Below are 16948 nucleotides of genomic sequence, written 5' to 3'. Positions count from 1 at the left end.
GAAAACAATCCTGAGTTTCCTCACTGGGGTGCCAAGCAAGATACCAACGGTAATATGATAAAATGGTTTGGCTGGAAGATGCACGCCGTAGTTGATACAACAAGCGGTATACCATTAGGGTATATCATAACCCCTGCAAATATAGCAGATATGGTAATGGCAATACCACTCATGAATAAGCTTAAAGAAGATTATGAAAACTTATTCAAACCATCATATTACATTATGGATACAGGCTATGATACACCAGCCATCTATCAGCATGCCATATTGCTTGGTGCTCAAGCCATCATATCCATTAATTGGAGAAATACAAAAATTCCGCCTGAAGGCATCAACTGGGAAGGTCAACTTGTTTGCACCATGAATTTTCCATATGTGAATGGCGGCAATGATAATGGAACCATTCGGTTATTATGTCCTCATACTTGCGGAAAAGCTAATTGTCCTATGGGTTCAAATTGGTGTACCACTGCAAAATCAGGGTATGTTGGCAAGGTTAAAATCAAAGACAATCCAAGGTTTATTTCTTATCCATTACGAGGAACAGAAGCATGGGATAATCTATATGACGAAAGAACATCTGTTGAACGTTTCTTTGGTAATGGAAAAGAAAACTATGCTTTGTATAATCTACGAGTAGCAGGATTAAAAAAAGCAAAAGTATTTGTGGACTTGACCTGCATTGCAATTATTGCTGCAAGAATTGCAAAAGCAGAACAATCAAAAAATATTGCAGCTTAATAATTTAATTATCAAAGAACAGGAGATGATATTTCATTAATTTAGAAACTTCATAATTGTGGATAACTATCTATTGCAGGGATAGTCTACCCTTTTTTGCACATTTTCAGTTATTTTAGCAAATGTTATCCACATTCTTGATTTTTGAATTATGAAATATCCTCAATTTATTAAAAGAAAAGAGGCCGGACATTTCAAATTATGTACGATATGGATAGGCAGAAGGGGTGATTACTTGTTAATTGGTGAAATTGTAAGAATTAGAGAGAAAGATTAAGAAAAAGAAAATCTATAAGAAAAGGAGCTATTTACTATGAAAAGATGGAGTGTAAAATCATTTTTGGCAGGTATGGTTGTAATGGCAATTATTATGGGTTCTAACGGGTTTGCGCAATCCATTACAAAAACTATTGAAGTCTCACTGGATACGGTAAAAAAGATTGTAATTAACGGAGCGGACGTAACTCCTCTACAGGACAAACAGCCTTTTGTCTATAACGGTACGACCTATGTCCCGTTACGGTACATATCTGAATCTTTCTACAAAAATGTAGAGTGGGATGGCGTAACCGGCACAATCAGGATTGACGGTATTAAAATCAGCGAGGAAGAAAAGGATGCAATCTATAAAACTATTGACCTGAACTATCAACACATGGCCGAAAAGGATATAAAAGGTGTATTAGACGATTTGTCCGCAAAGGTAAGTGAGTATGCAAGGAATTCTACGCAGCAGGCCGTACAATACATGTTTGATAACTATGTACTGGATTTTAAACTGATAGACCGGGAGATTCTGTCTTATGATGGAAACACATGTGAAATAAGGGTTGTTACCGAGGTCAGAAAGCTGGAAGGTGAATTATATTATACTGATAACAGGAATACTTCCATTCATAAGCTTATAAAAGAAGATGGCAAATGGAAATTCCTATATTCTGTTATAGAAAAATTAGAGATGTTGCCGCTGTAATCTAATAAAGTCATATGCTGCTTTAAGTTGTGAAGAGATTTAGAAATTGAAATTGTTTAATTGAATCGGCCTCTATCATCATGAGGAGCGGCAGTTGACCGCTCCTCTCGGGAATGTAAATAATTAAGTGTATTTGATTTATCTAAGTCCTTCTTAAGCAAGAGGTTTAGATATTCATTTAGTTTACAGAATATTACAAGTACATCTTTACATTAGATAGTATTGCCAATTTTGTTCAAGTTTATGCATACATTTGAATAATTTTGGCAATAATTTTGAAGGATATCAAGGGGACGGGGTTGTTGACACCTTTATTTCGAGATGATATTCTTCGAAATGGAGGTGTTTTGGCATGGCAAGACATGCATGAGAAAAAAGCAGCAGTGGGATATATCATATTATGCTAAAAGTGATCAATCAACAAGACATTTTTGAAGATGATAGGGATAGACGCATCGGACATACAAAGATTAGATAGCGAAAAAAGAAGTAGTATTTTGAAGAAATCCAAGGAAATAGAGGAATTTTCTGTTCTACAGATATCAAGAGTAACGGGTATTAATAGGGTTGCTGTCAGTAAAGCTTGACAGTGAGAACCGTCGCCGTTGCTCTTCATTAAAAGAAAATCAAAGATTATTGAGGGAGGTCAAACAAATGGTAAAAGCATTAGTTGAGAATAGTAATTTTGTTAACTTAACAAATGAGGAACTGATGGTTGTTGATGGTGGCGGTTTTTGGCAAGTTACGGCTGCAACTGCTGGTGCGGTTTGTATTGGGATAGCTCCGGTTGTTGGAGTAGTGGCAGGAATAGGTGGTAGTGTAGTAGGCACACCAGTTGTTGGAGTAGCTATAGGTGTAGGTGCAGCATCAGGTATGGTAGCTGCAGGCGCAAGTATGTTAGATTGGGCTACTAAATAAATAAGTTTATATATGGAGAGGAGATATATTATGGAACTGTGCATTGGTAATAATTTTATAGAATTAAATGAATATTCATTAGGTCAAATTGAGGGGGGAACCTTCTGGGGAGTTGTAGGCGGTGTAGCTACAGTTATCGGAGGAGTTGCAAGTGTAGTTGGGGGTGCAGCATTGATAGCTGCTCCTGAACCAACAACTGCAACAAAGTTTGCTGGTGCTGGCATGATAGTTGGTGGAATAGCCGCAGTTGGTGGTGGCCTTGCGACGATAGCAAGTAATATCTAGTAACGATTACAAATAGTATATGTTAAAATGTTAAAGAAAGAGCCTTATAATTTTAGATGTCATTGTTTATCAAGTAAGATAGATGGTGATGACTAAGATAAGGTTCTTTCTTGCACATTAATTATTATTAAATATCAAGAATCGTTGTGACGATAAACTAATGTTTTGTCTGAAACAATATAGGAGAGATGAAATGTTTAAAGATAAATTTAAAGCATACAAATTTTCGATAATTGTAAGCATTTTCAATTCAATTTTAACAGGGATATGCTATATATTATTTGAAATACCTGCAATGGGGATAGCATTTATTATAACTAGTATTGCAAGTATAATTACTATTATTTGTTATAATATTGACAAAAGAAAGAAATAATGTGGAAGAAGAGGAAGTTTAGTAATACTAAGATATTTGTCTGTAAATGATCTGCTTGAACTTGATGAATTTTGAAAGTTTGTCAAGGGGACGTATCAAGGGGACGGGGTTGTTGACACCTTTATTTCGAGATGATATGCTTCGGGGTAGTGTCAAAAGTTCTATGAAAACATGAAGTTGAGCTACCAATAATAACAAAAATTGTAATGTTGTACATTGAGATTTAAATACTGAAGATTTGCACGAAGAAGGAATGTGCCATGGCATGTTCCTGAATGGCGAGGTACTATCTAATAGACCTATGGAGTTTATGGATAACCCGCCCGGGGCATGGATAACCTGTGCACAAAGCATTGACAACGAAAAGCATGTTGCCAACACTTTGCACACAGGTTACCCACACCCCTAAAAGCAGCGGGTTACCCACAAACTCCACAGGTCCGGTGACTACTGCTATATCATTTTTTGATTTATTTATATAGAGAAAATGATTAAGCTGATTGTTGTGTTTTAATATAGGCCTGTGACATCTTAATAAGTATCTGCCATCTGGCAGGCATATTGGGAAGTGCAGATAGTTCTTCCAATACTACTGGAACTTTACCTTCCAATGTTGAGTGTGGCCTTAGAAAATTAAAATAGGCAACAAATAGGGTTAAGAACGACACAGAACCATCAAAACTATTGAAACCATTGGTAGGCCTGTAATCACGTTTGAAGGTGCGGTTGAGTCTCTCAATAATTTGTTTGAGAGGGCGGTATTCCTCAGAGACAGGATCATCATTAGAAAGGCCGATAACCTGCTTGATATCAAAGTGAATACCGTATTGGGCGAAGTAATGCTGAGCTAGTATATAGATGGGGTTACCATCAAAGATTAGAGTAAGATCATCAGGTATGTTTTCAAATTTGGATAGGGTATCGTCCAATGCCTTGATAGCAGTAACAGTATCTCGATTAGGAGATACCGGATAAGAGAGAATAATCTTTTTTACCGCATCAAAGATGAAGAACACATAATGCCATTTACCATTAACCTTGATATACGTCTCGTCGCCACAGATGGAGCCAGACGGGCTATACTTGTAGTTGTCGATAAAAGGCTTAATATTACGGGCAACAGCATCTGCGTAGTTTAGTACCGATTGGTGGGAAACACTTACACCATGGACTTCACGCATCAATGCAGCAGTCTGCCTTGAAGACATACCGAAGTTTACGTAGTAGGTAAGGATAAGACCAAGAATGTGAGGAGAAACAGATAATCTTGATAAATTCACAGTATTGGGCTGCGAGGCTTTCTTTGCAAGAGGTTCAAAATCAATATTAAACTCTCTATAGATGTAGTGCAGCTTAAAGTCATGGGGATTAGCTTCATAACGTAGCTTTTCTTCAGCAGACATTGAGTTAAGTTTGTTAAGGTAATATGGACATTTAGGATTCTTACACTTATGGATATTAAAGTCCTTACGCTGCTTTTGTTGAGTAAGAACCTTACCACAGTGAGGGCAGCAGAATAAAAGGTTTTTGAGATAGTAGTTCTTCTTATTGAAGGTACACTCACAAACCTTGCATAAATACTGACCTCTGCCACCTGTATTATCGTACAGGTAATCATGAGGGGCATTACATCTGGGGCAGGTTATAGTTTCAGGGACAGTAGAAGGTTTCCTTCTCTTCACTGGGGTAATGAGTTTGCCAGTAGCTTTAAGCTGATCAGCAATAAGCTTTTTGTAATCAAGTTTCTCAAGGGTTTTAATAATAGGCATTTCATCTACCACAAGCTTACGGTAGGGTTTTTTAACAGGCTCATCGTAATACTTGCGGGGAGAGTGTTTGCCAAGAACGCAACACATAAGATATATAATAATTTGATATTGTAATTGAATGTATAGTAGTAAAACTGATATAATGTTGTTCAAAGGTACTTATCTCCTTTCTGGGGTGTTAGTCTTCACAACAACATTATACCAGATAAAAGGGGGAAAGTACCTTTCTCTTTTCAAATCTATACATTCTCAATTTCCAATTTTATAGGGGTAAGATAAATTTTAAATAAAAGTCAATAAAATCAAAGGGTACAGGTCAAAAGTTGATAAAATTTTTGACACTACCGTATACGGAGGTATAGTTGAATTATGATAGCAAATAATTCTATGGTAGAATTAAATGATGTAGAATTGATGTCACTTAACGGTGGTAGTATTAATGATGTGGATTGGGTAGAGTATGGCGTGGGGATCGCTGTAACAGTTGCTGCAATAAGTGTTAATCCAGTTTTTGGAGCAGTGGCAGGTATAGCAGTAGCTACTGCTATAGTAATTGATACTGTTTATGACAATAATTAAGTTTCTAAATTTCTAAAATAATAAATGCTGATTGTTTTTAATATTGTAAGATAGATTAGAAATGGTGATATCAAGATTCTTGATGATATTTCACCATTTCTAATACCTGTTTTGTAAACCATAATGTTATGAGCTAGGAGAGGACAGAGTGTATAAAAATTCAATAATGGAAAGATTAGTAGTATTTTAGTTAATTGTAACCTTCTATAGATAAAAAAGGACAAATTCTTACACGACCTGTTGTCCTCAAATCCGTGTTACATGTTAATATTTTTTATTGAAATTGTTTATTCTGAGATAAAAACCGAGGTGGTATCCTATGTGTATTCAAAAATGTGAAAAATGTTTTGCTAAATTTAAATGGTCTCAAATTGAAATTTCATTATTAAAAAGTTATTCACCTATTGTATGTCATTATTGTGGTAGTAAATATATTATTAAAAGAACATCACGAGTATTAGTGCTGCTAAGTTTAGCTTTTCCCTTTCCCTTAACTTTATTTATACACCAATATTTTGATTTAGGACTTATTTCAATTGGTATTTATTTATTATTATCAGGCTTTATATTTTGTGTAGCACCTTTTTTTGTAAGATATAATTCTGACCCATATTCAGCAGGTGTAAGATAGGGAAAAATTGTTTATTACTTCTCACTTAAGGCATACTATAATGAAAGCATCTCTTAAGGGAGGTAAGGATATCAAGGGGACGGGGTTGTTGACACCTTTATTTCGAGATGATATTCTTCGAAATGGAGGTGTTTTGGCATGGCAAGACATGCATGAGAAAAAAGCAGCAGTGGGATATATCATATTATGCTAAAAGGGATCAATCAACAAGACATTTTTGAAGATGATAGGGATAGACGCATCGGACATACAAAGATTAGATAGCGAAAAAAGAAATAGTATTTTGAAGAAAGCCGCAGGGTGTTCCCAAATATGCGACACTTCAGGGTACAACCAACAAGCGGTATATGGGAGAAGTCAACGGAAGCAATAAGCACTTCTCCTTCTCCATACCGGCACGGCAGGAAAGCCACAAGCTCCATCTGTTTGAAAGCGCCATTGACCTGCTTTCCTACGGCACGTTGGAACTGCTTTCTGGCAGGGACTGGCTGCGGGAAAACTGCCTGTCCCTTGCGGGAATTTACAAGCCGAAAAAGAATGTAGAGGAAAGCACCCCGCCTGCCGCACTCATGCAATACTTAAAAGATTTCCCGCAAATCAATGAAATTGCTTTGCATCTGGATAACGACACGGCCGGACGGCTGGCAGCAAAAACCATCCAGACCATCCTCCCGCCCTCCTACGCCGTGTCCGATGAGCCACCCGAACGCGGAAAGGATTATAACGACTATCTGAAAATTGTATTAAGAATACGGCAGCCGCGGGAGCGCGAATAAGCTGAAAGTAAAGTTTTATTTACGGCATGTTATCGTTGAAATAAAGGTGATAGCAAGAATAAAATAAAAAATATTTTATTTTGCACTCTGCATGGTTGATTTTTCAGCGACATCATACTAAAATTAAAACAATGGAGGTGGTAAAGCCATGAAATACTACGAACAACTTCTGGAAAAAGGTTGTTTTACATGGGATGATGTTACTGAAATGGTCGGCAATAGAAACAGTGCAAGCAGTCTGATACAGAACTACCTGAAAAAAGGTTATATAAAAAGCGTAAAAAGAAATTTGTATGTTGCCATAAACCTTGCGGACGGCGAGCCGGTTGTCAACCGATATGTGATAGCCAGCAATTTGACGGAAAGCGCATATATATCCCACCATACCGCTTTAGAATATTACGGATGCACCAATCAAGTGTTTTATGATGTGTATGTATCCTCAAAGACAAAGTTTAATACGTTTGAATTCAACGGTTTAACCTATCGTTATCAAATGTCCCGTATCAACGAGGGTATTGTAAAAAAACCGGACGGCACCCGTGTAACTGATTTGGAACGCACTGTCATAGACAGCATTAATGATTTTGAGAAAATCGGTGGGTTGGAAGAACTGCTTCGAAGCCTTGAAATGATGCCGTATACGGATGAAACAAAGCTACTTTGCTATCTGAAAAGCTACGATAAACAAATCCTGTTTCAGAAAACAGGATATATCCTGGAGCACTTCAAGGATTCCCTGAAAATATCGGATACGTTTTTTAAAGCCTGCGAAGCCGAAATATCAAAAAGTGTACGATACCTGTACCATGGTTTGGAAAAGGAAAAATCCATATATAACAAAAAGTGGAGGCTGTTTGTGCCGGAGAAGCTTTTAGCCCTCACATCGGAAGGAGGCAATGAATTTGTCTGATTATGATAAGCGCAAGCTTGGAAAACAGGCGCGGGAATTAGGGTTTATCCGCGATACATTAGAAAAAGTGTTCCGGTTGTCGGAAATACTGAAATATATAAACAACGATCCGTTACTGCGTGAAAGCCTTGCTTTAAAAGGCGGAACGGCAATCAATATGACTATTTTCAACCTGCCGAGGTTATCTGTAGACATTGACCTTGATTACACGCACAATGGTTCACGGGAAGAAATGTTTGAGGAACGCCGAAAAATCTCGGACAGCATCATCAAATATATGGCGATGAGCGGATACGAAGTAAGCCCTAAATCAAAATCCTCCCACAGTCTTGATTCTTATGTGTTTTCCTATGTAAATGCTGCGGGCATGAAAGATAATATCAAGGTGGAAATCAATTATTCCCTGCGTTCCCATATTCTTCCCCTGGAACAAAAGTCAATTGAAACGCTTGGCATACTGGATTCTTTTAAGGTGAATTCTTTGGCTTCCATTGAGATATTTGCAAGCAAGATTGTTGCTCTGCTCACAAGAGCAGCAGCTCGTGATTTGTATGATATCAACAATATGATCTACTTTGGATTGTTTGATGAATCGGAGCTCCCTCTGCTGAAAAAATGTGCCATATTCTATTATGTTATCAGCGGTGAAGCGGTTTCTGAAACCTTCAATTTAGAAAAGATTGATGAGTTGACGGAGCATAAGATCCGGACAGATTTATACCCTGTAATCCGAAAAAAAGAGCGGTTTGATCTGACAGCGGCAAAGCAGCGGGTTATTGACTTTCTATCCATGTTTTCTGAACTCGATGATAACGAAGCAGAGTTTTTAAGAACATTTAAAAACGGTGAATATCATCCAGAATTGCTTTTTCAGGACGCACAGATTTTAGAACGCATCCGTAATCATCCGATGGCAATATGGAAAACACGAGGATAAACAGTGAAACCACAGGAACAGGAACTGCTGTAATGAGAAGTATTCATTGATTTAATAGCATGAAAAAAGTATAATATGGTCAGAATGTTGCTACAAGGAGCTGATACCGTGCAAATTAAGCCGTCCGCAAGCATCCGGCAGAATTACAACGAGATTGCGGCGTTGTGCAAGTCCACCGGGGAGCCTGTGTATCTCACCAAAAATGGTGAGGGCGATCTTGTGGTCATGGATATAGAGGCGTTTACTCGCCGCGAAAAAATGCTGAAGCTGCGCGAAGAACTGCTGGCCGTTGAGGAAGACCGTTTGGCTGGACGCACCGGAGTGACACCGGATGAACTGGACAGCTATCTGGAAAGCATTATTGACGAGGTGGAGCATGGAAAAGATGCCTCAAAATAAGGTGATTGTTTCCGACCGTACCCGTCAAATGTTGGCGGGCCATGTTCGGTTTCTGGTACAGAAAAATCCATCTGCTGCCCGCAAGGTGAAAAACGACCTGATGGATGCTATCTGTTCCCTGCATCAAATGCCGGAGCGTTTTCCATTTCAGGAGGCAGAATTTATCCCTCCGAATAAATATCACAAGATGTGCGTAGAGAAATGATATTTGATTTTGTATCAGATTAAGGATCAGACGGTATATGTTGATTATATCGTGGATTGCAGGCAGGATTATGGGTGGTTGATACGATAGATTATCATATATCACAAGTAAGTAATAGCGAAAATTTAAATAAACAAAGGTAAGAGGGTGTATAGTGTATGGAAATACTGATGCTGGTTTTAACTGTTATTGGAACCATTGGAACTGTAATATCTACTATGGACGTATCAAGGGGACGGGGTTGTTGACACCTTTATTTCGAGATGATATTCTTCGAAATGGAGGTGTTTGGCATGGCAAGACATGCATGAGAAAAAAGCAGCAGTGGGATATATCATATTATGCTAAAAGGGATCAATCAACAAGACATTTTTGAAGATGATAGGGATAGACGCATCGGACATACAAAGATTAGATAGCGAAAAAAGAAGTAGTATTTTGAAGAAATCCAAGGAAATAGAGGAATTTTCTGTTCTACAGATATCAAGAGTAACGGGTATTAATAGGATTGCTGTCAGTAAAGCTTGACAGTGAGAACCGTCCCCGTTGCTACCCGTTAAATAGAGGAATAACAACTATTAACCAAACAATGAAATGCATTGCATACAATACCTGATAAAATAAATGTCAATGTAAAGGAACCCAGGTCTGCACAGGAACTTGACGATATATAAGTTTATGTATATGTTGGAGTTAATCCGTCTGTTCTGTGATATTAACCATAAAGGCTTCATTTGCGGCATAAAACAGTCTTTATGGTTGATATATATTCTGAAGTTACCCGGGGAATGGAAGAGAAATAAAAACAAATGAATTGGAGGTTGATTTTGATGACAAATGCAATGGCTTTACACAATATAAATTTTGTAGAATTGACAAGTGATGAGTTGATGGTAATTGATGGTGGAGTTGGTTGGGATGACTTGGGATTGTGGACAGCAACAGGCGGAGGAGCACTTATTGGAACTGCAGTTGGTGGTCCAATAGGTGGATTTATAGGTGGAGGTATAGCTTGTGTAGGCTATATATTAATAGATAAGGCATTTAAGTAATAGGAAGGTGAAGTTTATGAATGACAATTTTATTGAACTAGAAGATTTAGATTCTGTTAATGGTGGAGGCTTAGCTGGTGCTATAATTGGTGGAATTGCAGGTGCTGCTGTTGGAGTTGTAGGTGGAACAATTGCTTCTATAGCTACTAGAGAATACTCTGGTGAAACTCTTGTGAAATGGACTTATTCTTGCACTCTAGGGGGAGCAGGAATAGGAGCAATGATACCTACACCCTAAAAAATAATAAATTATTTTTTGAATTGTAAACTTTTGATAGCTTTACCTATTCTATAGTTGTAGAGTGTGTAAAGTTATCCGAACGAATATTTTAAAATGGTGATTTTATGTTTAACAATACGTTTATTAGGTTTTTTTTGTATTCACTTACATTTTCTTTAGGGATAGCGTTAACTATTTTAATTATTTCACGATTCTTAAAATTAGAGTTAAAATTAATTTTTATACCTACGGTAATAGGAATGTGTTTATTTTATAGTTTGATTATGGGTTTTTTTGGCAGCTTATATGCATCACCTTTAACTATTTCAATTGAACCCAAGAATATTGATAATACTCTCCAGAATATTTCAAGTAGCTTAAAAAAAGCAAAATATGAAAAAATTGAAAGTAGTAATCAACAGATTGTTTTTTCAACTAACAAATTTTCAGAATGGTTTTATGGTAAAGTGTTTATTAATATAAATAATGATAGAATCACAATCAGTGCTTCTCGATATTTGATTGACAAGTATTTAAAAAATTATTAGCAGTTTATTTTACTATACTATAGTTTTGCACTTTTGGCTGAAAGTCTTGAAAATAGCCATTTTTACATTAAGACACAAATGGCTTAAAATCAACACAGATAGGGGCACAGGTACGTTGTCTACTATCTCTATAAATTTTAGGGGAAGATTGGCAGATAATTCACCTGTCCTTCTGTCTACGCGTTTGTTCTGTGATATTAACCATAAAGGCTTCATTTGCCGGCATAAAACAGTCTTTATGGTTGATACATATTCTGAAGTTACCCGGGGAATGGAAGAAAAATAAAAACAAATGAATTGGAGGTTGATTGAAATGACAAATATAATGATTTTGAAAAACATGAATTTTATTGAGTTAACAAAGGATGAGTTGTTTTTGGTTGATGGTGGGGGTAAAAATAGCATTGATAATGCTATGGATGCTTTTGTGGGTATAGTTGCAGCCGGAGGTGCATTTGTTGCTGTTGCTTCAATACCTTTAACAGGTCCAGCAGGTGTTTACACAGCTATAGGGTTAGCCGGTACAGCTATATATAATCTTTCCTCTGCTTTAGAATAGTAATTTAATTCATTGTGTTACTATGCATTTAGTTTTTAGAGTAGTAAAAAAGATTAGGTTTAACGATGAATTTTGTGGTTTTATGGTAATTCCATAAAGTACCTTGGAAAACTGCTATTAATATTTTAGGGGGTTAAAAGTAATGGCTATTTATGCATATAATAACATGAACTCTTTAACTTTAGATGAATTAATGTACATTGAAGGTGGAGTACATTGGGGCAAAGTTACTGGTGGAGTATTAACCTTTGTAGGTTCTATTGGTGTTGCTTCTACTACTGGTGGAATAGGAGTGGTAGCGGGAATTGTTGGTGCTATATCAGGAACAGCAATGATAATTGATGGATTAAATGATTAAAAATAATTTTTTATACTAAAAGAGTGCATGTAATTTAGTTGAAGAATATTATGGAAAGGAAATTGCGGAAAGTTTAGAACCTGTTAGCGCAGCGGAGGAGAAGCCGCATCACTTGTTTGAGTATTAGCGAATTTGATACGGCTCGCAGCAAGTTTACAGGCTCTAAGCCTTGTAGCTCAGTCATTAGAATAATATTCTTCAACTAAAAATATACACCCATACTACAATATGTGTTTACATTATGTGAATTGATTAATTTGGCATAATACTTTGATTGTTATAAACCTTATATCTAAAATAGGTAAAGATAGCCAATGTTAAAACTATAATAATGTTTTGAATTTTTGTTTAAATTTGAGCTTAAATTCGATTGTATAATGAAGTAATCTATATATGCAAATATTTTTTAAAGGGATGATTTGTATGCGAAATTCAATACGAAAAAAAACGACAATAATAATTTTATCCTTTTTAGTTTTTATACTTCCTTACTTTATACGTATTTTAGGTTTAAAGCAACTTGGTAATATTTTTGCTTTTATTTGCTTTGGGACTATTCTTTTGTTGTTTATAAATGAAATTTTACTTAGATTATATGCTAAACAATTTGATAATGCGCAAGAAATTTACTATTGTTTTTCAAAATTTCTCAACTTGCTTATGCCCTCATTAGCACTAATAATATATATTGCTTTTATTTTTTTTATAGATATAACTTTTTTTTGGAATCGTATTTTAGGCATAATTGTTATTCTATCTATGAGTGTTTCTCTACTTATGTCCAATACTCTCTTGATAGGAGAACATTATATTGTTTATAAAGACAAAATATATAAGATAAAATCTATAGCATCCTATAAGATACAAGATGAGAAAATATCGTATCAATCAATAAAAAGGATTATTATTAAATTCAAACACCATGAACAAATAGAAATAAGAAGAGATCCTAAAAATGCAGATATTTTCATTAAATTGTTAAATGAAAAAATGGATGAATTCAAATTCTAGAAATGTCAGCCTGAGACGTATCAAGGGGACGGGGTTGTTGACACCTTTATTTCGAGATGATATTCTTCGAAATGGAGGTGTTTTGGCATGGCAAGACATGCATGAGAAAAAAGCAGCAGTGGGATATATCATATTATGCTAAAAGGGATCAATCAACAAGACATTTTTGAAGATGATAGGGATAGACGCATCGGACATACAAAGATTAGATAGCGAAAAAAGAAATAGTATTTTGAAGAAAGCCAAGGAAATAGAGGAATTTTCTGTTCTACAGATATCAAGAGTAACGGGTATTAATAGGGTTGCTGTCAGGAGAACCGTCCCCGTTGCTCCGTGAGAACCGTCCCCGTTGCTCTATTCCCGTTGCTCTATGAGGAGCGGTCAACTGCCGCTCCTCTCCATTTTCATGCTACTATCTACTGACCGCTGTTAATGTACTTCTACATTCCTGGCCCCACAGTTTCTTAAAATATTAGAAACTTTGTCAACGTTAGCTTCTTCTGTCCTCATACTCCAGAGAACTCTTCCCTGCCTTACTTCCCTTTCATATTCGCGTCCTGCTTCTTCAGGAATGCCAAGGTCAACCAAGCCACCTACAATACCGCCTGTAAGTGCTCCGGATAATAAGCCTGCAATAGGGCCGGCAGCTGCGATTACACCTAATCCCGGGATTACCATAGTCCCCATTCCGAGAAGCAATCCTGCTAACCCGCCTAATACTCCTCCGGTAACTGTTCCATCCGAAACATTATCGTTTATTCCACGGTTTTCATTGGTGAAAGTTCCGGTTTCTTGTGCACCTTGTTGGTTGTTATCCCTGGCGACAATAGAGATGTCATCTGTCCTCAACCCATTGTCTTTTATCTGTCTTGCCGCCTTTTCAGCAAGGTCATAGGAATCAAAAATACCTACAATTGTTTTTGCCATTGATTTTCCTCCTCTCTATAACATTCAAACTTAATATTTCAAATTTATTAAATTTTTATTCAAAAATGCCGATACACTTTTGTGGTTTACAAAAAAGTAGTATAATGATAACATATTTATGATATTTAGAGCGTATTTTGATAAAGGAGAGAAATATTTTGAAAAGCTTTAGAATAAAAATATTGGTAGCAGGTATAATTTGTATAATACTAATATTTTCAAGTACATTTGCCCAATCTGTTGAAAACAGCGGTATGGTTGCTTTACAGGAGGAAGCTGCCAAAAAACTGATAGCACTAAATCTGTTAAAAGGATATGATGATGGAAGTTTGGGATTGGAAAGACCTATCAGAAGAGTGGAATTTTGTGCTATTGTTTCAAGAATGCTGGGGTATGAAGAAAATCCTGTGCTGCCTTCAACCTTTCCTTTTAAAGATGTTAAGCGGGATTACTGGGGATATAAGTATATTGCTACGGCTTATGGGTTAAACCTGGTGATTGGTTTTGATGACGGGACTTTCAAACCGGACGAACAAATTACATATGCACAGGCAGTAACGATGCTTGTAAGGACTTTGGGCTATGCCGGAGATGTAAAAGGAATGAAATGGCCGGATAATTTTATGGAAATAGGCAATAACCTAGGCATTACAAGATATTTGCAGATTGATTACAACAAACCTGTTACAAGAGGCGAGATAGCGGTTATGGTAAGTAATTCCCTGGGCATTGAGCTTAAGTAGATTGGATGTGAGGTTATGTCGGTTAAAAATCTATTTATGATGATTTTTATGGTAATAGTTTTTCCAATAATTATTCTTTGCTATGATGCTAATGCTTTTTTTCTGATTATGTCAGGTATACTGATTTTTCTTTCTATAGGAGGCCTGAACAATTTGGTGGCACCTGCAGCAGAGGTATATGATGAAGATGAGATGGAACCAGAGGAAGTGGAAGAGGCTTTCTCAGAAATAGGAGAAGTGCTTGGCATTAATACCCGTAGATTAGGATATGGGTTTATTATCGCGATGGATTTGATGATCATTACTTATTTTGTATATTCATTTTTTATCGTCAATATACTTTTTCTAAAAGCAATTGCTATTATCCTTATTGCTGATTGGATGTATGATATTATTGGTGTTATTGACAATATGATAAATGCTAATGATAATGTGAATTTTGATGCCGGGGAAGATGATGAATTTACATGGAAGGATAGACTGTACGAACTGTATCTCTGGGTGCATAATATCGGGACAATAGGATTTATCGTTATTACGTTTTTCTTTAAATACTTTGGGTAAAAAGTTTACGGTTTACAGTTGCAGTATGAAAATAGTGGGGAGTGGACGGTGGGGAGTGGGGAGTAAAACTCACGCAACCGCTGCTCAAGCTATTTTCATCATAATTTGTGACCTGTAGAGGCAGGTCGTGGCGGTTAACAAGAATGAGCTAAGAATTTGATTTATAACAGTGAACCGTGACTGCAAACTATTAATGGGAGTTGATAAAATGAGAAATATTGACTGGACAAAAGTGAAAGCACTGGTTACATCATTTGTAAAAAACCACCAGGATCAAGTACTTGAGGTTATCGGAAAAGCTGCACAAACCATACTTATAGTAATACTATCTCTAATAGTTATAAAATTTGGTACAATTGCGATTAAAAAGTTTTTTGATAAACAAAGGGAATTCAAATACAAATTGGATGCTAAAAGGACGGATACACTTGCAACGCTTTGTATCAGTATACTTCGATATTCTGTGTATTTTATTGCATTAATCACCATATTAGATAATGTCTTTGGTATTACGCCCACTACCATTATTACTGCTGCCGGGGTTGGAGGCCTGGCAATAGGATTTGGGGCCCAAAATCTTGTAAAGGATGTAATTACGGGATTTTTTATATTACTTGAGGACCAATTTTCTGTAGGAGACATGATTACGATAGACGGCATGATGGGAACTGTAGAGGAAATGGGCTTGCGTATTACCAAAATAAGGAATTATACCGGAGATTTATATATTATTCCTAACAGTGAAATCAAAAAGGTAACCAATCATACCAGGGGAGACAAGGCAGCGATTGTAGATGTCTCCGTAGCTTATGAAGAAAATATGGACCTGGTGATAAATGTATTAAATAAAGTCTGTGAAACCGCAGCAAAAGAATTGACATCTATCGTAGAAGGTCCAACAGTGCTTGGGGTTGTAAATCTTGGAGATTCCGGAGTGGTAATACGGGTATTTGCCAAGACAATTGCCGGAGCGCATTGGGAAGTAGAGCGTCAGCTGAGAAAAAGGATTAAGGACGCGTTTGATAGAGAAGGAATTGAAATACCCTATAACCGCTTGGTAGTAATTAATAAAAAAGATTAGATAAAGATATAGATAAAAGGTGATGTACATGCCGATGAAATTAAATGTTGGAGATGTAGTGGAATTGAAAAAGCAGCACCCATGTGGAAGTAAACAATGGGAGATTTTGCGGGCAGGAATGGATTTCCGGATTAAGTGTCTTGGATGCGGACATCAGGTAATGATTCCACGTCCTAAATTTGAAAAAAGCATAAAAAAAATAATAAAAATGGCACAACCTTCATCCTAAACTCTCACTCTAATTCAGTGGAGGAGCTATAATTCATCAAGCATGGATTACCTTGAACCAATTTTGGGAGAAAGGGTTAGGGATGAGGGTTAAATGTTTGTTAAATTACCACTTTACATTATTCATAAAAAACAGTATAATATAACTAACG

28 protein-coding genes and 1 pseudogene are annotated in these 16948 nt (G+C 36.5%); 27 read left to right on the top strand and 2 right to left on the bottom strand.

The window, feature by feature from the left end; genetic code table 11:
- The 6 genes from CIB29_RS15475 to CIB29_RS15455 form a co-directional block, all read left to right on the top strand.
- A partial coding sequence (locus tag CIB29_RS15475) for a transposase (protein WP_157910331.1) occupies nt 1–744 on the top strand: 744 nt, incomplete at its 5' end.
- A gap of 313 nt (nt 745–1057) precedes the next feature.
- Nucleotides 1058–1717 (top strand): stalk domain-containing protein, encoded by a 660-nt coding sequence (locus CIB29_RS15470; protein ID WP_094551268.1) that lies wholly within the window; start codon nt 1058–1060, stop codon nt 1715–1717.
- Nucleotides 1718–2154: 437 nt separating this feature from the next.
- On the top strand, nt 2155–2304 hold the full coding sequence (locus tag CIB29_RS18655; protein WP_157910330.1) for a hypothetical protein: 150 nt from the start codon (nt 2155–2157) through the stop codon (nt 2302–2304).
- A 67-nt stretch (nt 2305–2371) separates the two neighbouring features.
- On the top strand, nt 2372–2635 hold the full coding sequence (locus CIB29_RS15465) for a hypothetical protein (protein ID WP_094551266.1): 264 nt from the start codon (nt 2372–2374) through the stop codon (nt 2633–2635).
- 30 nt (nt 2636–2665) lie between these two features.
- The gene (locus tag CIB29_RS15460; RefSeq protein ID WP_094551264.1) at nt 2666–2920 is read left to right on the top strand and encodes a hypothetical protein; all 255 of its coding nucleotides are present in this window, start codon (nt 2666–2668) and stop codon (nt 2918–2920) included.
- Between the two features lie 193 nt (nt 2921–3113).
- Nucleotides 3114–3296: a hypothetical protein gene (locus CIB29_RS15455; protein WP_094551262.1), complete on the top strand. Its 183-nt coding sequence runs from the start codon at nt 3114–3116 to the stop codon at nt 3294–3296.
- 491 nt (nt 3297–3787) lie between these two features.
- On the opposite strand, the gene CIB29_RS15450 is transcribed toward CIB29_RS15455, so the two are convergent.
- Nucleotides 3788–5152 carry a DDE-type integrase/transposase/recombinase gene (locus CIB29_RS15450; protein ID WP_207653086.1) on the bottom strand — a complete coding sequence of 455 codons (1365 nt, stop codon included), beginning with the start codon at nt 5150–5152 and terminating at the stop codon, nt 3788–3790.
- Between the two features lie 282 nt (nt 5153–5434).
- Between CIB29_RS15450 and CIB29_RS15445 the strand changes: the two genes are divergently transcribed.
- From CIB29_RS15445 to CIB29_RS18645, 17 genes and pseudogenes are all read left to right on the top strand, one after another.
- Nucleotides 5435–5644, top strand: a complete 210-nt coding sequence (locus tag CIB29_RS15445) for a hypothetical protein (RefSeq protein WP_094551260.1) — start codon at nt 5435–5437, stop codon at nt 5642–5644.
- A gap of 319 nt (nt 5645–5963) precedes the next feature.
- Nucleotides 5964–6275 (top strand): TIGR04104 family putative zinc finger protein, encoded by a 312-nt coding sequence (locus CIB29_RS15440; protein WP_094551258.1) that lies wholly within the window; start codon nt 5964–5966, stop codon nt 6273–6275.
- Between the two features lie 40 nt (nt 6276–6315).
- Nucleotides 6316–6468, top strand: coding sequence for a hypothetical protein (locus tag CIB29_RS18990; RefSeq protein ID WP_198543923.1), 153 nt, complete (start codon nt 6316–6318; stop codon nt 6466–6468).
- Between the two features lie 30 nt (nt 6469–6498).
- Entirely contained in the window at nt 6499–6648 is a 150-nt protein-coding gene (locus tag CIB29_RS18985) for a hypothetical protein (protein ID WP_198543922.1), read from the top strand.
- Nucleotides 6623–7051 (top strand): toprim domain-containing protein, encoded by a 429-nt coding sequence (locus CIB29_RS15430; protein WP_094551256.1) that lies wholly within the window; start codon nt 6623–6625, stop codon nt 7049–7051. The genes CIB29_RS18985 and CIB29_RS15430 overlap by 26 nt, the downstream gene beginning before the upstream one ends.
- Nucleotides 7052–7199: 148 nt before the next feature.
- Nucleotides 7200–7964 carry a type IV toxin-antitoxin system AbiEi family antitoxin domain-containing protein gene (locus CIB29_RS15425; RefSeq protein WP_094551254.1) on the top strand — a complete coding sequence of 255 codons (765 nt, stop codon included), beginning with the start codon at nt 7200–7202 and terminating at the stop codon, nt 7962–7964.
- The gene (locus tag CIB29_RS15420; RefSeq protein ID WP_094551252.1) at nt 7957–8901 is read left to right on the top strand and encodes a nucleotidyl transferase AbiEii/AbiGii toxin family protein; all 945 of its coding nucleotides are present in this window, start codon (nt 7957–7959) and stop codon (nt 8899–8901) included. Before CIB29_RS15425 ends, CIB29_RS15420 begins: the two co-directional genes overlap by 8 nt.
- 108 nt (nt 8902–9009) lie before the next feature.
- Nucleotides 9010–9300, top strand: a complete 291-nt coding sequence (locus CIB29_RS15415; protein WP_094551250.1) for a type II toxin-antitoxin system prevent-host-death family antitoxin — start codon at nt 9010–9012, stop codon at nt 9298–9300.
- Nucleotides 9278–9595: pseudogene (locus CIB29_RS15410) on the top strand (type II toxin-antitoxin system RelE/ParE family toxin). Before CIB29_RS15415 ends, CIB29_RS15410 begins: the two are co-directional and overlap by 23 nt.
- A 288-nt stretch (nt 9596–9883) precedes the next feature.
- Nucleotides 9884–10033: a hypothetical protein gene (locus tag CIB29_RS18650; protein WP_157910329.1), complete on the top strand. Its 150-nt coding sequence runs from the start codon at nt 9884–9886 to the stop codon at nt 10031–10033.
- Between the two features lie 302 nt (nt 10034–10335).
- On the top strand, nt 10336–10557 hold the full coding sequence (locus CIB29_RS15400) for a Blp family class II bacteriocin (protein ID WP_094551249.1): 222 nt from the start codon (nt 10336–10338) through the stop codon (nt 10555–10557).
- A gap of 16 nt (nt 10558–10573) precedes the next feature.
- Complete coding sequence (locus tag CIB29_RS15395; RefSeq protein ID WP_094551247.1) at nt 10574–10795, top strand: hypothetical protein; 222 nt, start codon at nt 10574–10576, stop codon at nt 10793–10795.
- Between the two features lie 107 nt (nt 10796–10902).
- A complete protein-coding gene (locus CIB29_RS15390; RefSeq protein ID WP_094551245.1) occupies nt 10903–11325 on the top strand; it encodes a hypothetical protein in 423 nt (140 codons plus the stop codon).
- 313 nt (nt 11326–11638) lie between these two features.
- Nucleotides 11639–11884 (top strand): hypothetical protein, encoded by a 246-nt coding sequence (locus CIB29_RS15385; RefSeq protein ID WP_094551243.1) that lies wholly within the window; start codon nt 11639–11641, stop codon nt 11882–11884.
- Nucleotides 11885–12026: 142 nt separating this feature from the next.
- A complete protein-coding gene (locus tag CIB29_RS15380; RefSeq protein WP_094551241.1) occupies nt 12027–12242 on the top strand; it encodes a Blp family class II bacteriocin in 216 nt (71 codons plus the stop codon).
- 423 nt (nt 12243–12665) lie between these two features.
- Complete coding sequence (locus CIB29_RS15375; RefSeq protein WP_094551239.1) at nt 12666–13253, top strand: hypothetical protein; 588 nt, start codon at nt 12666–12668, stop codon at nt 13251–13253.
- Between the two features lie 172 nt (nt 13254–13425).
- Entirely contained in the window at nt 13426–13590 is a 165-nt protein-coding gene (locus CIB29_RS18645; RefSeq protein ID WP_157910328.1) for a hypothetical protein, read from the top strand.
- Nucleotides 13591–13682: 92 nt separating this feature from the next.
- Here CIB29_RS18645 and CIB29_RS15365 read toward each other — a convergent pair whose 3' ends face one another.
- A complete protein-coding gene (locus CIB29_RS15365; protein WP_094551237.1) occupies nt 13683–14180 on the bottom strand; it encodes a general stress protein in 498 nt (165 codons plus the stop codon).
- Nucleotides 14181–14338: 158 nt separating this feature from the next.
- Between CIB29_RS15365 and CIB29_RS15360 the strand changes: the two genes are divergently transcribed.
- The 4 genes from CIB29_RS15360 (at nt 14339) to CIB29_RS15345 (ending at nt 16797) form a co-directional block, all read left to right on the top strand.
- Entirely contained in the window at nt 14339–14923 is a 585-nt protein-coding gene (locus tag CIB29_RS15360; RefSeq protein ID WP_094551235.1) for an S-layer homology domain-containing protein, read from the top strand.
- Nucleotides 14924–14938: 15 nt separating this feature from the next.
- Complete coding sequence (locus tag CIB29_RS15355; protein ID WP_094551233.1) at nt 14939–15487, top strand: hypothetical protein; 549 nt, start codon at nt 14939–14941, stop codon at nt 15485–15487.
- 208 nt (nt 15488–15695) lie between these two features.
- Nucleotides 15696–16568 (top strand): mechanosensitive ion channel family protein, encoded by an 873-nt coding sequence (locus CIB29_RS15350; protein WP_094551231.1) that lies wholly within the window; start codon nt 15696–15698, stop codon nt 16566–16568.
- A gap of 28 nt (nt 16569–16596) precedes the next feature.
- Entirely contained in the window at nt 16597–16797 is a 201-nt protein-coding gene (locus CIB29_RS15345) for a DUF951 domain-containing protein (RefSeq protein ID WP_094551229.1), read from the top strand.
- Nucleotides 16798–16948: the final 151 nt, after the last annotated feature.

Origin of the sequence: Petroclostridium xylanilyticum (assembly GCF_002252565.1) — a bacterium.
GTDB classification, from domain to species: Bacteria; Bacillota; Clostridia; order SK-Y3; family SK-Y3; genus Petroclostridium; species Petroclostridium xylanilyticum.
The sequence above is the reverse complement of the archived record's forward strand: the minus strand, read 5'-3'. Positions and strand labels throughout refer to the sequence as shown.